General features: G+C 49.0%; 22 protein-coding genes. 11 read left to right on the forward strand and 11 right to left on the reverse strand.

Annotated features, from left to right (window positions below; genetic code table 11):
- The first annotated feature begins 62 nt into the window (after positions 1-62).
- The 6 genes from HYX48_04055 to HYX48_04080 all read left to right on the forward strand — a co-directional run bounded on the left by HYX48_04055 (position 63) and on the right by HYX48_04080 (position 6,658).
- On the forward strand, positions 63-1,334 hold the full coding sequence (locus tag HYX48_04055) for a tyrosine--tRNA ligase (GenBank protein MBI2743070.1): 1,272 nt from the start codon (positions 63-65) through the stop codon (positions 1,332-1,334).
- Positions 1,335-1,409: 75 nt separating this feature from the next.
- Positions 1,410-1,754 (forward strand): HU family DNA-binding protein, encoded by a 345-nt coding sequence (locus HYX48_04060; protein ID MBI2743071.1) that lies wholly within the window; start codon positions 1,410-1,412, stop codon positions 1,752-1,754.
- Between the two features lie 300 nt (positions 1,755-2,054).
- Positions 2,055-3,062 (forward strand): L,D-transpeptidase, encoded by a 1,008-nt coding sequence (locus HYX48_04065; GenBank protein ID MBI2743072.1) that lies wholly within the window; start codon positions 2,055-2,057, stop codon positions 3,060-3,062.
- 14 nt (positions 3,063-3,076) lie between these two features.
- The gene (locus HYX48_04070; protein ID MBI2743073.1) at positions 3,077-4,036 is read left to right on the forward strand and encodes an acetyl-CoA carboxylase carboxyltransferase subunit alpha; all 960 of its coding nucleotides are present in this window, start codon (positions 3,077-3,079) and stop codon (positions 4,034-4,036) included.
- 12 nt (positions 4,037-4,048) lie between these two features.
- Positions 4,049-5,983: an ABC transporter ATP-binding protein gene (locus tag HYX48_04075; GenBank protein MBI2743074.1), complete on the forward strand. Its 1,935-nt coding sequence runs from the start codon at positions 4,049-4,051 to the stop codon at positions 5,981-5,983.
- A 12-nt stretch (positions 5,984-5,995) separates the two neighbouring features.
- Entirely contained in the window at positions 5,996-6,658 is a 663-nt protein-coding gene (locus tag HYX48_04080) for a carbonic anhydrase (protein ID MBI2743075.1), read from the forward strand.
- Positions 6,659-6,810: 152 nt separating this feature from the next.
- On the opposite strand, the gene HYX48_04085 is transcribed toward HYX48_04080, so the two are convergent.
- A complete protein-coding gene (locus tag HYX48_04085) occupies positions 6,811-7,503 on the reverse strand; it encodes a DUF3820 family protein (protein MBI2743076.1) in 693 nt (230 codons plus the stop codon).
- A 92-nt stretch (positions 7,504-7,595) separates the two neighbouring features.
- Here HYX48_04085 and HYX48_04090 point away from each other — a divergent pair, with 92 nt between their 5' ends.
- Genes HYX48_04090 through HYX48_04110 form a run of 5 tightly spaced genes read left to right on the forward strand, consistent with a single transcriptional unit; the run spans position 7,596 to position 11,741 of the window.
- Entirely contained in the window at positions 7,596-8,165 is a 570-nt protein-coding gene (locus tag HYX48_04090) for a DUF1669 domain-containing protein (GenBank protein ID MBI2743077.1), read from the forward strand.
- 48 nt (positions 8,166-8,213) lie between these two features.
- Entirely contained in the window at positions 8,214-8,396 is a 183-nt protein-coding gene (locus tag HYX48_04095) for a hypothetical protein (GenBank protein ID MBI2743078.1), read from the forward strand.
- 9 nt (positions 8,397-8,405) lie between these two features.
- Positions 8,406-9,461 carry a pyruvate dehydrogenase (acetyl-transferring) E1 component subunit alpha gene (pdhA, locus tag HYX48_04100; protein ID MBI2743079.1) on the forward strand — a complete coding sequence of 352 codons (1,056 nt, stop codon included), beginning with the start codon at positions 8,406-8,408 and terminating at the stop codon, positions 9,459-9,461.
- 14 nt (positions 9,462-9,475) lie between these two features.
- A complete protein-coding gene (locus HYX48_04105) occupies positions 9,476-10,435 on the forward strand; it encodes a pyruvate dehydrogenase complex E1 component subunit beta (GenBank protein ID MBI2743080.1) in 960 nt (319 codons plus the stop codon).
- A 1-nt stretch (position 10,436) separates the two neighbouring features.
- Entirely contained in the window at positions 10,437-11,741 is a 1,305-nt protein-coding gene (locus tag HYX48_04110; protein MBI2743081.1) for a pyruvate dehydrogenase complex dihydrolipoamide acetyltransferase, read from the forward strand.
- Here HYX48_04110 and HYX48_04115 read toward each other — a convergent pair.
- From HYX48_04115 to recR, 10 genes are all read right to left on the reverse strand, one after another.
- Positions 11,710-12,177, reverse strand: a complete 468-nt coding sequence (locus HYX48_04115) for a hypothetical protein (protein ID MBI2743082.1) — start codon at positions 12,175-12,177, stop codon at positions 11,710-11,712. The genes HYX48_04110 and HYX48_04115 overlap by 32 nt on opposite strands.
- A gap of 23 nt (positions 12,178-12,200) precedes the next feature.
- Positions 12,201-12,650, reverse strand: a complete 450-nt coding sequence (locus HYX48_04120) for a hypothetical protein (GenBank protein ID MBI2743083.1) — start codon at positions 12,648-12,650, stop codon at positions 12,201-12,203.
- Positions 12,651-12,675: 25 nt separating this feature from the next.
- Entirely contained in the window at positions 12,676-13,203 is a 528-nt protein-coding gene (locus tag HYX48_04125; protein MBI2743084.1) for a hypothetical protein, read from the reverse strand.
- A gap of 180 nt (positions 13,204-13,383) precedes the next feature.
- Positions 13,384-14,304 (reverse strand): magnesium transporter CorA family protein, encoded by a 921-nt coding sequence (locus tag HYX48_04130; GenBank protein MBI2743085.1) that lies wholly within the window; start codon positions 14,302-14,304, stop codon positions 13,384-13,386.
- A gap of 6 nt (positions 14,305-14,310) precedes the next feature.
- Complete coding sequence (locus HYX48_04135) at positions 14,311-14,712, reverse strand: hypothetical protein (protein ID MBI2743086.1); 402 nt, start codon at positions 14,710-14,712, stop codon at positions 14,311-14,313.
- Positions 14,713-15,131: 419 nt separating this feature from the next.
- Positions 15,132-16,223 (reverse strand): UDP-3-O-(3-hydroxymyristoyl)glucosamine N-acyltransferase, encoded by a 1,092-nt coding sequence (lpxD, locus tag HYX48_04140; GenBank protein ID MBI2743087.1) that lies wholly within the window; start codon positions 16,221-16,223, stop codon positions 15,132-15,134.
- Between the two features lie 4 nt (positions 16,224-16,227).
- Positions 16,228-16,854, reverse strand: a complete 627-nt coding sequence (locus HYX48_04145) for an OmpH family outer membrane protein (protein ID MBI2743088.1) — start codon at positions 16,852-16,854, stop codon at positions 16,228-16,230.
- Between the two features lie 26 nt (positions 16,855-16,880).
- The gene (gene bamA / locus HYX48_04150) at positions 16,881-19,247 is read right to left on the reverse strand and encodes an outer membrane protein assembly factor BamA (GenBank protein MBI2743089.1); all 2,367 of its coding nucleotides are present in this window, start codon (positions 19,245-19,247) and stop codon (positions 16,881-16,883) included.
- 79 nt (positions 19,248-19,326) lie between these two features.
- Positions 19,327-20,553 carry a DUF1343 domain-containing protein gene (locus tag HYX48_04155; protein ID MBI2743090.1) on the reverse strand — a complete coding sequence of 409 codons (1,227 nt, stop codon included), beginning with the start codon at positions 20,551-20,553 and terminating at the stop codon, positions 19,327-19,329.
- A gap of 1 nt (position 20,554) precedes the next feature.
- On the reverse strand, positions 20,555-21,154 hold the full coding sequence (gene recR, locus HYX48_04160) for a recombination protein RecR (GenBank protein ID MBI2743091.1): 600 nt from the start codon (positions 21,152-21,154) through the stop codon (positions 20,555-20,557).
- Between the last annotated feature and the right edge of the window lie 6 nt (positions 21,155-21,160).

Here is a 21,160-nt window from a genome sequence, read left to right on the forward strand (position 1 = left end):
CATCTTATTGACGGAAAACTATTTAGGTCCATAATAAATCTCTCACACTAGAGGTGGTAAAAATGCATGATGTGATCGCGTGCCTGCAGAAGAGGGGATTTGTCGATGCTCTAACGAGCGAGGAGATTCGCCTTGTCATGAAAAACCCATCGAAGGTCTACGTGGGCTTCGATCCAACGGCAGATAGTCTTCACCTGGGTAATCTCATGGGAATCGTCGCGCTTGGCTGGTTCCAACGTTTTGGCCACACGCCGTTTGTTATCCTGGGTGGAGCAACTGGCCGCATTGGCGACCCTTCTGGCAAGAGCATCGAGAGACCACTTCTCGATAGTGCAACGATCAAATACAACATCTCCTGCATTCAGAAGCACTTCGAGCAGATCCTCGACTTTTCAAATGCAGCCACGCGACCTGTAATATTAAATAACGACGACTGGTTTTCCGAGTATAAGCTCATCGAGTTTCTAAGAGACACGGGCAAGCACTTCCGCGTCAGCGGCATGCTGGCAAAAGAGAGCGTCCGCTCACGCCTTGAATCTGAAGAGGGGATGAGCTTTACCGAGTTCTGCTACCAGCTTCTGCAAGCCTACGACTTCCTCTATCTTCAAAGGGAGTATGGAGTCGTGATGCAGATGGGTGGAAGCGACCAGTGGGGCAATATCACGGGCGGGATTGAACTCATCCGCAAAGTTCTTGCGAAGCCGGCTTATGGTCTTACCTTCCCACTGCTCACACGCAGTGATGGGAAGAAGTTTGGAAAGACGGAAGAGGGGGCGATCTGGCTCTCGCCGGAGCGCCTTTCTCCCTACCAGTTCTACCAGTATCTCTTTGGCATGCCGGATGCAGATGTCATTAAGCTCATGAGGCTTCTCACCTATATGGAGATGGAGGAGATCGAGCAGTATGAACAGATGATGAAGAAGCCAGACTACACTCCGAACACAGCGCAGCGGCGCCTTGCAGAAGAGATCACAAGACTCGTGCACGGAGAGGAGGGGCTTCAAACTGCGCTGAAGGTGACAGGCGGAGCAAAGCCGGGTGCAGAGACTAGTCTAGATCCCGAAGTCTTGAAAGAGATCGCAAGAGATATGCCCCACGTCTCACTAAAAGAGGATGAGACGGTAGGCCAGCGCTACGTCGACCTGGTGGTAAAGATCGGCTTTCTGCCAAGCAAGGGAGAAGCCACCCGACTGATCAGCAATGGCGGGGCCTACCTCAATAATGAGAAGGTCCAAGATCCGCAGCTGGTCATAGAAAAGAAGGATCTCATTGGGGGGCGCTACCTCCTCATCGGTTCTGGCAAAAAAAAGAAAATTTTACTACAGACAACATAAACACTTGCTTGAAAATCAACGCGATACAACAATGAGCCTAACTGAGTAGGTTCAGAAAACTAGGAGTTTTATACAATGGGCACGATCACAAAAAAGAAGCTGATCCAAGTCATCTCACAAGAGAGGGGTCTCCATCCTAATGATGTGCGCAACGTTGTTCAATCCTTCCTAGACGCGATGACTCAGTTCCTCGGTAAAGGCGACCGCCTCGAGTTCCGCGACTTTGGCGTCTTTGAGATCGTTGAAAGAAAGCAGAAGATCGGGCGCAATCCTAAAAATGCCGCCGTCCCCATCGTGATTCCCGCTCGTCTGGCGGTTAAGTTCACTCCTGGTAAGAAGATGCGCAAAATGATTGAAAGAGATCGTTTAAAGCAGCAGCAGACCCAGGCAGCTCCTCAGAACAAGCCCCAACTCTCCTAAACTTTAAGGGGGGGGGCATTCTTTCTTTGACCGAACGAAGAGAGGTCCCTGGAGTGCGTGCGCTCTGCGCCGCCCTAATTTTTTTTAGATCACGCTTACGGTTTTTTTCTAGAGACGAAGACAGGGCGGCGCAGAGCGCACGCACTCCAGGGATTTCGCTTCGCTCAATCAAAGAAAGAATCCTCCTTAAAATAAAAGCTTTTCTCTCAAGAAAATTTTTATATCAACAGGGATGTTTAGTTGAAAATTATTCATGAATAGTGATAATTGACGGGATAGTTTTATTGGAGAAAAAGGCTTTTGTCATTTCCAAAAATTCTTTTTTTAGGCGCGATTGCAGTCTTTGCAATTATCGGCGGATTAGCCCTCTATAAAAAGAGGGGCGTTTCAAAGGAGGTTACACCTCCTAAGAAGGAGCATGTCCAGAAAGAGGCTGTCCAAGCCCCGCCTGTTAAAGAGAAGAGGGTGGCTGCGCCTCAGAAGCCGCTTCCCGCCGACAACACGGTGCAGGACTTCCCCACAATCGACAGAGTGTTTCAACTTTTTACTTTAGGGCCAACGAAGCTGCCGATCGTTGAAACTGTAACTTATGCAAGCTCCGTGCCATGGCTTAAAGGCAGACCCGCCTGGCTTGCGGACTATGCGACCCACTACGCTACCTCACGCCATTTTATTGCCAGGGGGCTAAATAGCGGTCTAAACGGAACAACAGACTACCTGTCTCAGAAGGTCTCTCCGGGCAACCGTTTTAACGTCTTCCGAAAAGATAAGCACATTAACTTCTATCTGCTGGTCGACCTCTCTCGCTGCAAGATGGGCTTCTACTACTTAGATCTCGATACGAAAGAGCGCGTCCTTCTTAAAACCTACCGTGTGGGCGTCGGCAGGCCAGACCCCCAGAGCCTTTCCGGCAGCTTAACCCCTCTGGGGACCTACTCTCTGGGAAGCAAAATTGCAATTTATAAGCCGGGAACCGCCGGTTTTTTCCGAGACCAGAAAGTTGAGATGGTCTCCGTTTTTGGAACGCGCTGGATTCCCATCCATGAAGCGGTCGAAGGATCGACCTCTTTTGCTAAAGGATATGGAATTCACGGAGCTCCGTGGACGCTTGATTCTAAGGCCGGTCAATTCGTAGAGAACAGAGAAATAATTGGAAAATGTGAGAGCGACGGCTCGATTCTTCTTTCGGCAGAAGATGTGGAAGAGCTCTTTGCAATTATCATCACAAAGCCAAGCTATATGATGGTTGTCAAAGATTTTCGCGAAGCTCGGATGCCAGGAATTGAAGTCGCAACACCAACCCGCTAATTATAGGCTATAACATGCTCCCTCATGAGAAGCAGATTTTAGAGTATGAGAAAACAATCGCTAGGGTCAAAGAGCAGAATCAGAACCATCCGCTCTGGTCAGAAGATGAGCTGCATAAACTTGAAACTAAGCTAGAACAGCTAAAAAACAGAGTCTACTCAAATCTCACAGCATGGGAGAGAGTGGCAATCTGCCGCCATCCCGGCCGTCCTCGCGGAATCGATTACATTAAAAATCTCTGTGAAGATTTCACTGAACTCTCTGGGGATCGCCTCTTTCGCGACGACTCTGCAATCATCGCAGGACTCGGGACGATTGGCGGTGTTAAATTCATGATTTTGGCTCAGGAGAAGGGGTGCGATACGAAGAGCCGCCTCGAGCGCAACTTTGGCATGCCGCATCCTGAAGGCTATCGAAAAGCGCTCCGCTGCATGCAGATGGCTGAAAAATTCAATCTGCCGGTCCTCTCGCTTCTGGATACCCCAGGGGCATATCCAGGCCTCTCTGCCGAAGAGCGCGGCCAGGGGTGGGCGATTGCTAAGAATCTCTTTGAGATGTCTGGGCTGAGAACACCGATTATTGTTATTCTAGTCGGAGAGGGTTGCTCAGGTGGAGCTCTTGGAATGGGAGTCGGCGATGTGATTGCGATGCTCCAGCACTCCTACTACTCTGTGATCTCTCCTGAAGGGTGCGCATCGATTCTTTGGAAGGATGCGAGCGAAAACGCAGTCGCAGCAAGCGCGTTAAAAATTCATGCAGAAGACCTTCTTCAATTCGAAATTATCGATGAGATTATTGAAGAGCCTCTAGGCGGCGCTCATCACGATGTGAAGCAGGTTTATGAGAGTGTCAAAGAGTTTATTTTAGAGAGATGGAATCTTCTCAAGCAGATCCCTCCGGACGAGCTTGTAAATGAGCGCTATTTAAAATTCCGCAAAATGGGTAGATTTGCTGTCGATACCAGCAACGTGTAATTGTAAGAGACTATGAAATTAATCCTTGAGGCGGCGCTCCGCAGTAGAAAGCATCTAATGCTTCTAGTTGCAACATTTTTAACTCTATTTGCTCTGACGATTGCAAGCCAGATGGAGATGTTTGCTCTCGGAGTTCTGTCAAACAACGGCTCCGACTTCTTCGCCCTCTTCTCTCCTGAAAAAACTGAAAGTGTAACCCAGCAGCCGGAGATCTCTCTTGAAGAGGTTAAGGCGAGATGGAGCCAGATCGACACCACAGGAAAAGGTTCGATTACGAAGCAGGAAGCTGCCGCATACCTCTCTGAGAGAAAAGAGGCAAATCCCCTGAATTGGGTGATGAAAGAGGTAAAGGAGAGGTTTCATCTAAGCGACAATATCAACGCGCTGATTGCGATCCTGGTCTGTGTAGCGATTTTTAAAGCGATCTGGCTCTTTGCCAGCAGATACACAACACAGCTCCTGGCTATTCGCGTCAGCCGCGATCTAAGACAGCAGTATTTCGAGCATATCCAGTCTCTTCCCATGAGCTTCTATCAGCAGCACAATATTGGAAGCCTCTCTTCGAGAGTCGTTGGGGATGCAGGGCAGATAGCTACATCGATCAACTCCTGGATCACCAACTATCTTCAAACGCCGTTTACACTGATCACCTGCCTCATCATGTGCTTCTACCTCTCGTGGCAGCTCTCTCTTGTAATCTTTTTTGGCGTTCCGCTCATCGTTGTCCCAATCGTCCTCTTAGCAAAGCGCGTTAAGCGCGTCTCGAGACAGCTCCAGTCGAATCAAGAGAAGTTCGCTTCGGTGCTAATCGATTTTCTCGCTGGCATTCAAACTGTGAAGATCTTTGCGATGGAGATGTTCTCACTGCAGAAATATAAAGAGCAGAATGATCGCATGGCTGTTCTAGAGAGTAAGACAGCAAAATATGGCCTGCTGACAAGACCGATTCTGCATGCAATGACGACACTGTGTCTGGCGAGCGTTGTTCTATTTGGACTCTATACACTCGGAATGAGCGTTCCTAGATTAATCGTCTTCTGTGGCCTTCTTCAGCTCATCTATGAGCCCGTCAAGAAGTTTGCAGATGAGAATGCGAATATTCAGAGAGGGATTGTCGCTGCGGAGAGAATGTTTGAGGTGCTCAAGCAGCGCTCAAATATCGAAGATAAGCCCGGAGCTGTTCCATTTAAAGATTTCCAAGATCAGATCGAGTTTGACCATATCTGGTTCCGCTACGAAAACGAGTGGATCCTAAAGGATGTCAGCTTCACTGTGAAAAAAGGGGAGACGGTTGCGATTGTCGGTCCTACTGGCGCTGGAAAGTCTACCATCGTTCAGCTGCTGCCTCGCTTGTATGATGTTGAAAGGGGAGAGATCCGCATCGACGGAAACCCGCTCAATCTGTTTGAACAGAAGTCGCTGAGAGAGAACATGGCCTTCGTCTCTCAGAAGCCCTTTCTATTCTATGACACTGTAGCTTCAAACATCGCCTTCGGTCGCGATTTTTCAAGATCGGCTGTGGAGAATGCTGCAAAGCGCGCCTACGCGGATGAGTTCATTGTGCGCCTCCCAGAAAAATATGACTCTATGCTTGCAGAGACGGGCAAGAATCTATCTGGCGGCCAGCAGCAGAGGCTTGCGATTGCTAGGGCGCTCGTTAAAAATGCTCCAATTCTCATTCTAGACGAGGCGACTTCTGCCCTCGATGCGATCAGCGAAACTCGAATTAAGAAAGCGATTTCAGAGCTTCATGGAGAGGTCACGCAGATCATCATTGCGCACCGCCTAGCAACTGTCGAACACGCTGATAAGATCATCTACCTTGAAAAAGGGGAGAAAGTAGCTGAAGGAACGCGCGAAGAGCTTCTAAAGAACTGCGAAGGATTTAGACTCATGTGGGAGGCGTTTACTCTCCATGAGCGCAGCGGAGCGACAGTAAACGTGTAAACGGATAGGTTTATGGAAAAACTGGTTAACGGCATTCTTGAGTTTCGCCAGAATCTTCTCTCAACCTATAGAGAGAAGTTCGCTCATCTCGCGCTTGGACAGTTTCCGGACACGCTCTTCATTGCGTGCTCAGATAGTCGCGTTGTTCCCAACCTATTTGCTTCCACAAATCCCGGCGATCTCTTCGTTCTCCGCAACGTTGGAAATCTGATTCCACCTTTTGCTACTGCAATTAATAACGCCACAGCGGAAGCTGCTGCTATTGAGTTCTCACTAACCAATCTGCCAATTGAAAATATCATTGTTTGCGGCCACTCCGAATGTGGAGCCATGCAGGCGATTCTAGCTGGCACTGATAAGATTGAAAGTCCAAGCCTTAAAAGCTGGCTTGAGAACTGCTGCTGCTCGCATGAACAGCTCGCGACAGAAAATGGTGTTAAAGCAGATCTTGCTCCACACAATCAACTCTCTCAGATGAATATCCTTCAGCAGATGGACCATTTGAGAACCTATCCGATCATTCAAGAGAAACTAAAAAGCGGCACCTTGAATATCCACGGCTGGTACTTTGATATCGCAACAGGCGATGTCTACGCCTACGAGGAAGCCTTCAAGCGCTTCATCATCATCGACGAGACCGAAGCCTTCCAGATCATCCAGCGCCTCAACCGCTAACAAAGCGCTCTTTTTTGGAGTGCGGCGACCTGGCGCCGCTTTTTTCAACATCGCCTCGGCGATGTTTCTTTGAGGAGAGATCGCCAGGTCGATCTCGGGAAAAGCGGCGCCGGGTCGCCGCACTCCAAACAAGAGAATCTGCTTTCTACTTACTAGAGGAGGCCGACTTTGACGAAGGCCTCTTTGAGGTCTTTGTTGTCGGGTTTGTCGAAGGCGCCGCTTGTTTTGAGCCAAGCGACGTAATCTTTTGGAATGCTAGAGAGGATCTTGCCCTGGTGCTTTCCAAACGGCATCCGATCTAGCTTTGTTGGCTTTGAGAGGAGTTCAAGCACCTGCTCCATTGACAGATCGTCGATCATCTGCGAAAAGATCTGGCAGAGGACCATCACGTCATCAAGGGCTCTGTGAGCCTGATTTGCAGAAATCTGGTAGACTTCGCGGAGAGATTGAAGCGTGTGTCGCGGAAGATCGCTGCGATACTTTCTAGACCACTTTAGAGAGTCGATATAGGTCCACTGGGGCACGGGCATCTCAGCGCGTTTATAGGCATCTTCTAGAAAAAGCTTGTCGAAGCTGTCGTTGTTGTGGGCGATCAGCACGATTCCAGTTCCGCAAAACTCCTCAAACATGCGACCGACCTCTTTCCACGAGGGGGCATCCTTTACCATCTCGTCAGAGATGTGGTGGATTGCTGTGGCTTCTGGCGGGATAGGAACGCCGGGATTTACAAACTGTACAAAGGTGCGATTCTGAACAGGATCAAAAGCCGCTATCTCAATGATATGGTCTTTGTCGTAGCGTGTTCCTGTGGTCTCTGTGTCGTAGTAGATTGGGCGTTTTGTCATATTAATTGGGTGGTAAAAACCAGAGTCTACGCATATCTCAGAAAAAATTACACAATTTATCTGACATCTGGTAGCCTTTAAGTAAATTTTTTATGTTAAAACATCTAGCTCTTCTTCTCATCATCTCACTGGCTCCTCTCCATGCTCAGAAGCAGCAGGTAGAGAAAGAGGTCTGTCAGGTCTATTTTTCCCCCGAGGACCACCTCGCAGATCGTCTGATCGAGTGCATCAATCAAGAGAACAAGAGCATCATGGTTGCGGTCTATGCTTTCTCGCATAAAAAGATCGCAGAAGCACTCTGCGCAGCAAAAGCGCGCGGGGTAGAGGTGGAGGTCATTATCGACCCCTACTCCCTAAATTTTACTGCTTCTCTAGACAAGATGGCAGAAGCCGGTATCCCGATTTCTATCTGGGATCCTCTTCAGTCGAGCGCGAGGCGCGTAAATGGAGCTCTTATGCACGACAAGTTCTGTCTTTTTGGAGATAAATTTGTCTGGACAGGCTCTTTTAACTTCACCCATAAAGCAGACAACGCCAATCAAGAGAATGCCATCGTTATCCACGATAAGGCAATTGTCAAAAAATTTAAAAAGCAGTTCCAGATTCTTAAAGAGAGGGGCTGCAGAGCGTATCCCGTTCGTAGTAGAATAAAAGATAGATAGTTTCTCGTGTGTTTGCTAAGCTTGTCCTTACAATTAAGGAGAGCCCAGATGCGTCTTTTCTCTCGAAAAACTTTTTTTGTAATTTTTCTGCTAGCAGTTCAAACACTCCTGTTTACAGGATGTTATCAGGCTCATTCTGATGATGATCTGCGCACCGTTCCCTCGACAAATAACCCGCATATCATCGGAAGCAGTAGTCCGACAAGAGCAGCTCCAGGAGCTGCCTTTTAAGAGGGTGTGATGAAAAGCGCAAAATCTGTCGAATACCACTACTTTCCACATGAAACTGAAAAGCTCGCAAGGGCAATCGGAGAGAAGCGTCTTCTGGATGTCTTGAAATCGATGCTTCTGATTCGCAATTTTGAGATAAGAGCCGAATCTGCTTACCAGCAGGGAAAGGTCGGCGGCTTCTTCCACTCGTACATGGGTCAAGAGGCGATCGCAACCGCTGCCTTCTCAGCGATGGGCAGAGACCAGTGGTGGGCAGGCTCCTACCGCTGTCATGCGCTCGCGCTGCTCTCTGGAGCGTCTCCTAACGAGCTGATGGCTGAGCTCTATGGCAAAGTCACGGGAAATGCGAAGGGAAGAGGGGGCTCCATGCACTTCTTTACCGATCGTCTGCTTGGAGGTTTTGGAATTGTTGGCGGACAGATCCCTATTGCTACCGGAGCGGCTTTTGCAGTCAAGTATAGCAAGAGTGTCAAAATGGCTAAGCCGATGCCCGCATGCGAGGTTGCAGTCTGCTTCTTCGGGGAAGGGGCTGTAGCACAAGGAGCTTTCCACGAGTCTCTTAATCTCGCCTCTCTCTGGGATCTTCCTGCCATCTATGTGATCGAGAACAATCAGTGGGGAATGGGAACAGGCGTCGATCGCGCAATCTGTGTGAAGCCGATCGCAGAAAAAAAGGGCCCGAGTTTTGATATGCAGGCCTACACCTTAGATGGGATGGATTTTTTCAACTGTATCGCGGGATTCCAGCACATCTACGAGCAGATAAAGAAGGACTCGCGTCCAGTTATCGTTGAAGCTATTACTGAACGCTTCCGCGGACATTCAATCTCGGATCCTGCGCTCTACCGAGCTAAAGAGGATTTAAAGCAGTGCATGGAGCGCGATCCGCTAATCATCATGTTTAAGACTCTAGCTGCAATGGGAATGATCACAGAAGCCGAGTATCAAGCGATGGATAAAGAGCAGAAAGATATAGTCGTCGCTGCAATGAAATATGCTGAAGAGAGTCCTTGGCCAGACCCCATCGAGCTAGGGGAAGATGTCTTTGCTCCGGAGAGATCATGACGCAAGTTATTGAGATGCGCGAAGCGCTCAGACAAGCAATGGATGAGGAGATGGAGCGCGACCCTACCGTTTTCATTATGGGTGAAGAGGTTGCCGAGTACAACGGAGCCTATAAAGTTACAAAGGGAATGCTCGACAAGTGGGGCCCCGAGCGCGTCATCGACACTCCTATTGCGGAGCTTGGTTTTGCAGGTCTTGCCATCGGCGCTGCCATGGCAGGACTGCGTCCTGTTGTTGAGTTCATGAGCTTCAACTTCTCCTTCGTCGCGTGCGACCAGATCATCTCTAATGCGATCAAAATGTACTACATGTCTGGCTGCAGATACACGGTTCCTATCGTCTTTAGGGGGCCAAATGGCGCTGCAGCTCAAGTCTCTTCTCAACACTCTCACTGCGTTGAAGCGATCTATGGGAATCTGCCTGGTCTGATTGTGATCGCTCCAAGCAACCCCTATGACGCAAAAGGTCTTTTAAAGAGCGCGATACGCAGCAACAATCCCGTTCTCTTCCTTGAGAATGAGCTGATCTATGGCGATAAGATGGAGATTCCGAAGGAGCCCTACCTGGTTCCAATTGGAAAGGCGCGCATAGTTAGAGAGGGTAAGCACGTCACTCTTATCTCGCATAGTCGTATGGTTCTCCTTTGCAGAGATGTTGCCGAAGAGCTTGTCAAGAAGGGAGTTCAAGTTGAAGTCATCGATCTGCGCACAATTAAACCTCTGGACATCACCACGATCGCAGAGTCTGTACGTAAAACTCACAACTGCGTTCTAGTTGAAGAGGGACATACTTTTGCGGGCATCTGTGCCGAAGTCGGCTTTCAGATCATGGAGCACTGCTTCGACTATCTCGATGCTCCCATTAAGCGCGTCACCCAGTGTGAAACCCCGATGCCCTATTCAAAGACGCTGGAAAAAGAGACGATGCCGACAAGAGAAAAAATCATTCACGCCATTGAAGAGGTTCTAGCCTAGGATGCCTTTTACACTCACCATGCCAAAGCTCTCTCCTACGATGGAAGAGGGAACGATTGCCAAATGGCACGCAAAAGAGGGACAGCTCGTAAAGGCTGGGGATCTTCTTTTTGAGGTTGCAACGGATAAAGCAACTGTCGAGCATAGCGCTCTGGATGAGGGGTGGCTCCGCAAGATTCTCGTAAAAGATGGAGAGTCTGCTCAGGTTAACCAGGCAGTTGCCATCTTCACTGAAAAAGCAAACGAGAGCATCGATGGTTATACTCCTGAAGGCATTTCTAAAGCTAAACCCGCTCCCGCAGCTCCAGTTGAAAAGATAGCTGAAAAACCGACCGCTCCCCAGGCGGCGCCAGCGGCTCCCGCAGCAGGGGCTATGCAGCAGCCATCATTTGTTCCAGAGGCTCCGCTTCCAAACTACACATTTGAAGGGCCTACAGGGGTTGTAGAGGGTCACCAGCCCATCTCTCCACTCGCGAGGCGCCTTGCTAAAGAGAAGGGAGTCGATCTCTCTACAGTAAAGGGAACAGGACCTCATGGAAGAATCGTGAGTCGCGATCTGGAACTCGGCCAACCAGCAGGGGCTGTCACTTTTGGCAGACGCGAAGTGCCGCAAGTTGCGCCTGGCACCTTCGAAGAAGAGGCGTTAACTCCGATGAGAAAGGCGATTGCAAAGAGATTGCAAGAGTCTAAAACATTTATTCCCCACTTCTATGTCCGGCAGGAGGTGAGTGCAGATGCTCTCATGCAACTGCGCGAGCAGCTTAAAGCTGGGGGCCTTAAAATCTCTGTTAACGACCTCGTTGTGCGAGCAGCAGCCCTCTCTCTACGCGAGCATCCAGCCATCAATAGTGGGTTCAACTCCACGACCAGCAATATCATCCGCTTTAAAACAATCGACATCTCGATTGCCGTCAGTCTACCTCTTGGGCTGATCACTCCCATTGTTCGGCATGCCGATTACAAAAATCTTGGACAGATCTCTTCAGAAGTTAAGCAGCTGGCCGACAAGGCGCGCCACGGAAAACTCGCCCGAGAAGAGTACATGGGCGGCTCGTTCACAATCTCGAATCTGGGTATGTATGGCGTCAGCGACTTTGCTGCCATCATCAACCCTCCTCAAGCGGCAATTCTTGCGGTGAGCGCTGCCGAGGAGAAGGCTGTCGTGTGTGATGGGAAGATCGTCCCAGGAAAGACGATGATGCTAACGCTCTCTGTCGACCACCGAGTGATCGATGGTTCAGATGCGGCTAAGTTCATCAAGACTATCCAGAAGTTTATGGAGAATCCGGCTCTTCTGCTGCTGTAAAAGAGAGCTCGCAAATATTGAGCTCGTCGAAATCTTTCATCTCGGGATCAAAGAACAGACATTTCTGTACCAGACCTGAAGGTACGCGCACCAGTCCATCAACAAGAAAAACGCAGCCCATGATAACTTGACATAAAAACGCAGCAGCCCAGCTTTCGTCGAGCGATTCATTGCTGCAAAAAGCAGAAGGTGCTGTGAAGACCATAGCAATAAGAGAGATGGGGACCCGGATAGCCTCTTCTACAATGAGTACAACAAGAAGAGCTGAGTAGCAGAGCGCTCCAATCACTCTTCTTCCTAAGTTCTCTAAATAGAGCTCATTGTTTGCATCAATAAAATTAGTGACTTCATTCATAAGGTCGTAGGTTAAAGGAAACCATTCGTGACCTTGTTCGTCTGCATCTCTGATAGCTGCTTCTTTAATTGATATTACCATGAGTTCTTTTCCTTATTAAAATTTTAGCAAGTGCAGATCGTAAGTTCTGATAGATCTTTAGGTATGCCAAACTCGTCTCGTGCATCCAGCAGACACTTCTGTATCAGAGCCGAGGGTACGCGCACCACCCCATCAACAAGATATGCGCAGCCCACAAAAACTTGAACTAGAGAGGCGCCTGACCAGGTTTTTTCGCACGCTTCGCTGCTGAAAAAAGAAAAAGGAGCTGTGACGAGTGCAGCTGCAAGAAAGAGGGGAATCCGTATAGCCTCTTCTACGATGAGAGCAACCAGAAGCCCGGCGTAGCAGAGCGCTCCAATCACTCTTCTTGCCATGTTTTCTAAACATTCAATCTCTCTATCTACACATGTAAACCCCGTTACCAGATCCAGAAGGCGATAGGTTAGTGGCGCGTATGCATAACCTTCAGTATTTGGATTTCTTATATTATCTAGGTTAATTGGCATTACCATGAGTTCTTCTCTTTTTTATGCTATTTTAAGACCAGTGAATAAGAGCCACGTCATCCAGATCTTTACGCGTTCCATCCTCATTCTTGGCATCGAGTAGGCACTTTTGAACCAGGGCTGAAACTATGCGCACGGGTCCATCGACGAGGTAGATGCAGCTTGCAAAAACTTGAGTTGCAAAAACTTCGCCTTGGCTGTTGTTCCAGGTAATGAAGTCTCTCTCGTCCAAGCAGTAGTGATAAGCGGTTGCCATGCATGTCATAATAGAAAAGAAACAGAGTCGTGCAAACTCTTCCACGAAGAGGGCACCTAGAAGTCCGGCGTAGCTGAGCGCTCCGAAAACGCGCCGTCCCATGCTCTCTAAACACTCCATCTCTACATCTTTTTTTACGTATCCGGAGTCTTCAGCAACCGCTACTTTAGGACTCATAAACTCTGTTACCTTGTCCAGCGCAATGTAGGTTAGCGGCATTAAGTTGGCATTTTCATCTTTCGCTTCAATGAAGCTTTGAAGGTTAAAGTTTCTCAGATCTCGTAGGCTTAAGCTGATTACCATTTCTTATTCTCCATGTAAAAATTGCAAGTAGATATAATATTATAACGCTTTTTTTAAGAAAATACAATTGAAAAATATTTTAAGTTTTTTTGTGAAAATATATCTTTAAATTGATAGCTTCTTAGAGAGTGTCTACAAAAAAGACTAAAAAAGCATGTTGCTGCCTTTGTAGACATCCTCTTAGAGCCAGCGCTTGCGCTTGAAGAAGATGAGGCCTGTAATGGAGAGGAAGAAGATCATTCCCATTACAAGTGCGAATGCATGGGGTCCCTGAGATAGGGGAAGGCCTACGTTCATGCCATAGAGGCTGGCGATCATCGTAGGGATGCTGAAGATGATGGTTAACGAGGTGAGGAGCTTAATCGTCTTGTGGAGGTTGTTTGTGAAGATGATCTGGTAGGAGTCTCTCAAGCTACGAATACTCTTCACAACACTTGAACAGAGCTCCTCCGACTGCCTTATCGCGTTTAAAAGGTCGTCAGCCTGCTCTTTATCTCGCTCTTCTATGATCTGCGACTTTCCTAGCGCTATGTTCTGCAGAACAGTGCGCAGCGGCACTAATGCCGAGAGCATCTGATTCAAAACCTCTTCGTTTTTTGTTAGGGCTGTGATGTCCTCGCTTTCCACGCTGATCATCTCTTTTTCTTGAGTCAAGACCAGGTAGCGGACGCGTCTAATCTGGATATTGAACTCTTGGCTGATTTTTAAGAGGAGCAGGAGAAGGAGCTTAGACTTCTGCCTCGTAGAGATCTTCGGAGCTCTCTGCACAAAGGTTTCAATCAGCAGGCTCTTATCAGGAGAGATGGTGATAAAATACTTCTCCGACAGAATGATCGTCAGTGTAGATGTATAGAGGCCGATCTCGTGATCTGTGGGGTAGCGGGTAAAGATAAGAAGGTGGTTTTTGATCTGCTCAAGACGCGGCATCTCGTAGCGGTCGAGACAGTCTTGCAGATCGGCATACTCGAGCCCTGTGAGGGCGCAGATGGCGTTGATGTCCGAAGAGTTGGCCTCATCCGCAATGATCCAGCACCCCTCTTCGGGATTGGGGATCAGTATGAACTCCTCGTCATCGGCACTTTTAGAGTAGAAGCGTAGCATTCGTCCTCAATAGAGCGATGATCTAATTTGTGTGAACCCCAGGTCTTGCTGCAAGAGGGCTAGGTTTGTAGTAACAGCCACGCTGCTCGTGTGAGTCTCTTCTTCGCCTGAGCCTTCCATCAGCTGGCTATAGAATGTATGCATATGACCCTTCAACGCCTCTAAATGTCCTTTGAAGACGTCTTGCTGAGAAGAGGGGAGTCGTATGAGGAACTTGTGGATCTGGCTAAGAGTGTGCTGGTACTCTTCTTGGAGGGTATCCATGAGCGTGCGGTTGCCGCTGTTGTGTGCCATCTGGGTGTGAATCTGTTCGACCGTCTCCACAAGGGCTCTAAGCTCCTGTTGAGGTCCAAAACCACCAGGTCCAAACGCGGGCGCTCTGCCCGAAGATACAGGGGGAATATGCATAGCTCATCTCCTTACCCCCTTCCTAACCTATTACTAATTCTTTGAAAAGCAGATAAATACTGGAGTCGCTTAAGGAGAGTGATGATTAGTTGTAGAGACATGTCGGGTAGGCCGAAGAAAGCTTCGCTTTCGCGTCAGTCGCAGTTGTAGTTAAAGAAGGGAGAGAGAAGATCGGGCGCGGGCACGCACACGGGCACGTTTACGAAAGAGAAAAAGGGAGGGGACACGGAAGAGAGGGGAGAAGATCGGATACGCCTCTTTCTTTCGTGAACGTGTGCGTGCCCGTGCCGGTGCCCGATCTCCTTCTTCGCATGGAGCGCACACTATCTGACATGTCTACTCTGGCTGTTCGTAAAACTCATGAAAAATCTAAGAAACTTTATGAGCTATAGGTGCCGCCCCGGTTTTGCCAGGGGCTGTCAATTCAGCTTTTCTGAGGTGTGAATGCATTTTTCGAGCTTCTCGATTTCTAAAGCGTTGAGGCGCTCTTCGAGCTCCTCGATCTTTTTGACATACTCGCCAATTTTGCGGAGATGGACCTGCTGGCGGTTGTGGTCGGCAAGAGACATGACGGGACTGCCCGAATACTTGCCTGGTTCTGAGATGGACTTGCTTACGCCGCCACGCGTTGCAATCATGATGTGATCGCCAATTTCAATGTGGCCGACGATGCCTGCTTGTCCTCCGATGATCACGTGCTTTCCTGTTTTGGAAGAGCCCGCGATGCCGGTTTGAGAGACGATGATGTTGTGCTCTCCGATGCTGACGTTGTGAGCGATCTGCACGAGGTTATCTATTTTTGTGCCTCGAGAGATCTTTGTAACTTTAAAGCGGGCGCGATCGATAGTTGTGTTGGCGCCGATCTCTACATCATCTTCGATGACGACAGAGCCGAGCTGATCGAGCTTCTTGTGCTCTCCCTTATTGTCGGTTGTAAAGCCAAACCCGCAAGAGCCGATAACTGCTCCGGGTTGCAATACAACTCTACAGCCAATTGTAGTGGCTTCGCGGATGACGACATGGGGGTGAATGGTGCAGTCCGTTCCGATTGTGCTCCCTGCTCCGATGAAGACGAAGGAGGCGATGCGTGTGCGCTCCTGAATCGTGCAGTTAGCATCAATAACAGCATAGGGGCCTACTTGCACATCCTTACCCAGCTTGACGCTAGGGTGTACAACGGCAGTGGGATGAACTCCTGTAAATCCCGAGCGGATAGAGTCGGTGAGAAGTAGCTTTTCGACGATGATTTGAAAAGTGCGAGAAGGGTTATCTGAAACGAGAAAATTTCTGCCCTCAGTGAGGGGAGTCTCTCTTCCAATGCAGATAACCCCGGCTTTCGACGCTTCCATCGCCGTGCGGTAGCGCGGATTTGCTAAGAAGGAGGCGTCTGCAATAGTTGCATATTCCAGCGCCTCCACTCCACAAATTTGATGGTCAGGGTCGCCCACCAGCGTAGCTTCCGCTAGCTCGGCGAGCTCCTTAAGTCGAAAATATTTAACAGCCCTTTCCACAGACTTACTTCACTTGTGTTTGTGCTTCAGGCTGGACAGCTTCTGGTGTGTTCTGAACAGTTGCTCCAGGCTGAACGGCTGGTAGTTGCGCGTTCTTCTTAGACTCTTGCTCAAACACTCTGTCCATTTCACCTACAACTAGGTTGGTAACTTCGAGCTGAGGTGCATAGAAGAAGCAAGCCTCTTTGTTGATCACCATAGTCAGCTTCTTCTCTTTTGCCACGCGCTCAGAGGCACTGCTGATGCTGCTTGAAAGCATCTGGACAATGCGCATGTTTGCCTGGTTAAGAACTTGGTAGTACTGCTGCTGGTAGCGGTTTAGCTCTTCGTTTAAAACGCGGAACTTATTTTTTAGCTCCTCTTCGCCCTCAGGAGAGAGTCCATCCATGAACTCAGTGTCGCTGAGTTTGTTGTTGATCTCAACGAGCTGCTTGTCTGTATCTTCGAGAAGAGTAGAGAGCTGTTTTTTGAGGGATTCGAATGAAGACTGCTCTTGCTTACCTAGCTTAGAGTCGGTAATGCATGAAGCGAAGTTTACAACTCCGACGTTTTGTGCGCCTTCGGCTGCGTCACACGCAGAAGAGAGTGCTACTAGAGATGTTAAACAGGTGAGAATGAAACGTTTTTTCATAATGTTGCTCCTTAAAATGTTCACGATTAAAACTGTCCTCCCATCGAGAAGAAGAATTTGCGGACCTGGCCGTGGTTGTCTGGGTTAACAGGGAAGCCCATACCCAAGATGACGGGAACGCGGTTGATCAGCTCGAGTCTTACGCCAAAGCCGTAGCTCAAGTTGTAGTGACCGACTCTAAAGCGCTTCATGGAGACTGCACCCGCATCCGCGAATACAAATCCATCTACCACTTTGAAGATCTCTTGCAGGTACTCCACAGAGAAGAGAGAAGAAGAGATACCCCCGGTAGGATCTCCGTTGCTAAAGCGAGGTCCGAGGTCGAAGGCCTTGTATCCGCGAACGGAGTTCTCACCACCCAAGAAGAAGCGCTCACTCATAGGAATGTCATCGGCGTGATGCGTTTTAATTACAGGTTCGATGAATCGGAACTCGGCGCGGTACTTCATGATGCCGCGTCTCCAGAGCTGCTGGTAGAAGCTGTTGATGTAGCCGAAGCGTAAGAAGGTGAAATCACCGCCGATACCCGTGAACTCGCTCTCAATTAGTGAGCGGAAGCCATTATGCGGCTTCAGTGCGCTATCTGTAGAGTCGTAGTTGAGTGAGACGCCACTGCTTGAGAGAAGGCCGCCGGATCTAGCCTCTTGGCGCTCACGTTTTGTCGCGCCATGATCTACTTGTGTGCTCGATTCGCGGATGCGATATCTCCAGTTAAAGGACCAGTAGGGAGTAAGGGGATAGGAGGCGAAGACGCTCCCACCGAGGGTGCGGATAGTATAGTCTTTTGCTTGCAGGCCGCTTCTTCCCAGTTCTCCATTGACACCCACGCGCCAGAGGGTATCGCGGAAGTAGGGGGTCAGCCAGGAGACGGTGTAGTTCTGCTGTTTCGCACCGACGTTAATTCTCGCCTGAGCATACTCACCACCGCCGCGCACTGCAGAGGCGCCTTTAGAGAAGACCTTCCCTAGGCCGCGGTAATTAAAGTTACTCTCGGAGATATCGATACCCCCGAAGATGTTGTCCGCAGAGCTGAACCCTGAAAAGAGGCTGATACTGCCTGTGTGCGTCTCTTCTACCTCGATAAAGACATCTCTGTAGCTCTCGCCGAGGGACTGATCATCCTGTGTCCGCACCGCATAGACGTTTACATTCTTGAAGTAGCCGATGTTTTCTAGACGAGCCTGTGTCGCTTTAAGTTTGGCAGAGTCGAAGGTCTCTCCTGGTATTAGAAGAGATTCGTGAAGAATCACACGAGCCTGCGTCTGAGAGTTTCCCACGATGCGGATCATTCCGATCTTGTACTTCTGCCCCTCTTCGATTGTGAAGCGCACATTGTAAATGGGGGCGTTTTCCGCAAGTTGAGTCTCATATTGAACGCTCGCATCGATATGACCTTTGCGGCCGTATAGATCTTTGATGTACTGGGTTGTCTCTCGAAGCTTTTCAGGCGAATAGGTATCTTCTGGATGTACCAAGAAGTGGTTCTCAATCTCCTGATCCGTAAAGAGGGTATTTCCCTCAAAAGTGATCTCTCCAAAATGGAAAACAGGACCGCGATCGGCGGTGATTTCGATGATGATCTTTCCCTGTGTAGAAGACTCGAGGATCTGAATGTCTACTCGTGCATCGGCATAACCATTATTCTGGAGGAGGTTAACAATAGTTAAATTGTCCTGCTCAAGAGCTTCTTCGTTGAAAATTCCAGTTCCTAAAACGAAATTAGTGAAGAAGTTGTACTTCTTGGTGTGGATCATATCCAAGAGTTCAGACTCTTCTTCGCTTGTGAACCCTTTAAAGACGATCTTGTCGATCTTTCCAGAGCGCCCTTCGGTGATGCTGATCTCGATGTCTACTTCATTCGTTTTTGTGTCGGAAACAACGCGGTAGTTGAGTTGCGATTCGAAGTAGCCCTTTTTGACGTAGTACTCTTTCAGCTTGTTGAATGCGCTGTTGAAGGTCTGGCGGTTGAATGAGGAGGAGGCCTTTATTCCGAGCTCTTTTTGTAGAGTCTTGGTCTTAATAAACTGATTTCCATACCAGTTGATCGTGCGGATGGTCGGTCTGGGCCAGAGTTTGAGCGTGATGTAGACCTCGCCATTGACGACATCGATTGATGGTTCAACTCGGTCATACTCATCAGAAAGAGCCTTCAAGTCATTATCAAAAGTTGTCTGTGAGAAGGGGTCTCCCACTTTTGTCTTTAGTCTAGAGACAATCAGCTTCGAATCAAAAGAGTAGAGCGGCGGTGGATTTTCAAGGGTAACGGAAATATTGCCGATAACGCGTTCTTCGTAGGCCTCGACTGCAGCCGCAAGAAGGGGAGTTGTCGGAGCGGAAATAGATGCGCATGTGAAGAAGATTAAAGAGAGCGCGCGAAAAGAGGTTTTGTTCATCAGTCGGAGTGTTCCGCAGGGGCGTTTCAAAATGTTGGTCGATTATAGTTATCGGGATGAAATATTTGCAAACACCCTCTTAACGATAGAGCAGATACTTATCCCGTGTTTTAAGGAAGGCCTCGCGCTCTTCCTGCTGAAAGGGGATTAGCTTCCAGGCGACATAGCGATCCGATAAAAGGAGGTTCCACATCTCTTGATTTCCGCAGACCTTGCAAAAAGATTTTTTCTTTGCTGGGCTGATTGCAGCAAGTCGTGAATCTACCTGCTTGGGATAGAGAGTCTTTAGCATTCCCAGAAGCAGAGATTGCACCGCCGACGGCCGGTATTGAGTGGGAGAGGTAATAATAATTTTTACCCCCTGGCACTCTTTATTCTTGTAAGGACCGTAGAAGGGGCGGAAGTAGAAAGGGAGAAATTTAACCCCCGGCAGCTTCTGCTTGTTCAGCTGTTTTGCAAACTCTGCGGCATTGATCCACGGAGCCCCAACGAGCTTAAACGGCAGGGTGTACCCAATCCCGATGTTCACCAGTTCTAGCATCCCTAAAATCCCGGTAGAGGCGTAGAAGAAGGGGGTGTCGGCTTCAGGGATGTAGGGGCTCGTTGGGATCCAAGGGAGCCCTGTATCCTTAAAGCTCATCGATCTCTTCCAACCCCGCATCGTAATCACTTTAAGGTTGCATCCAACTTTATACTCCTCGTTAAAAAAACGAGCGAGCTCGCCGATTGTCATCCCGTGGCAGTAGGGGATGTTGACGTAACCCAGAAAAGAGCGGAACTCCTCTTTCATCATCGGGCCATCCACAACGATGCCATTCATCGGATTAGGCCTGTCGAGAACGATGACGGGGATGTTTCTTTTTGCAGCCTCTTCCATCACGTAATAGAGGGTTGAGGCGTAGGTGTAGGACCTGCATCCGATCTCCTGGATGTCGTATACAAGGGCATCAACTCCCTTTAACATCTGATCGGTGGGGCGTCTCGTCTCTCCGTGCAGGCTATAGATAGGGATCGATTTTGCAGAGTGGGGGAGATGTTCGGCAGCGTAGGCGTTACCATTTAATCCATGCTCTGGTGCAAAGAGAGCAACGAGAGAGAACTCTTTTGCTTCTCGGAAGAGGTCGATTGTCGATTTAAAATCTCTATTGATGCCTGTATGGTTGGTGATGAGGCCAACCTTCTTGTTCATTAAGAGAGAAGCGGCGTGTCCCTCTTCAAAAAAAAGATCTACACCTGTGCTTACGCCTTCTGAAGCTGTAACAAATGGCGAGAGAAATAGAAAAAGAGTTAAAAAAAGAGTTTTCATATCAGAATCCCTGCCTTCCGGAAAAAGCGCGTAGTAGCGTTCCGCCATCTACAAAATCCAGAGAGCTTCCCATCGGAAGGCCGAACGCGAGTCTGGAGATCTTGATGCCCGAACCTTGCAGCTGCTCTCTTAAATAGAGAGCTGTTGTATCGCCCTCCAGTGTCGAGTCGAGCGCTACAATAATTTCTTGAATATTATGAGTCCGAATCCGGCGCTTGAGCCCCTCAAAATTGAGGTTTTGAGGGTGCTTTCCCTCGAGAGGGGAGAGGAGCCCTCCCAACACGTGGTAGAGGCCGCGGAAGGAGCCCGTCTCTTCGATTGCAAAGAGATCTTTTGCCGAGGAGATGACGCACATCTGGCTCGTCTCTCTTTTGGTTAAATCGCAGAAGTCGCACCTCTTCTCATCCATCAGACAGTGGCATTCGGGGCAGGTGCGGATGCGCGCCTTTGCGGTTGAGATCGATTCTGCTAGTTCGCTGAGTTCATGATCCGACCAGCCCAGAAGGTGAAACGCAAAGCGCTCGGCCGTGCGTCCACCCACACCAGGAAATTTTTTTAAGTTGGCGATCAGTTTTACAAGTGGTGAAGGATATTTTGACATAAGGAC

This window comes from Chlamydiales bacterium, assembly GCA_016185065.1.
Taxonomy (GTDB): domain Bacteria; phylum Chlamydiota; class Chlamydiia; order Chlamydiales; family Rhabdochlamydiaceae.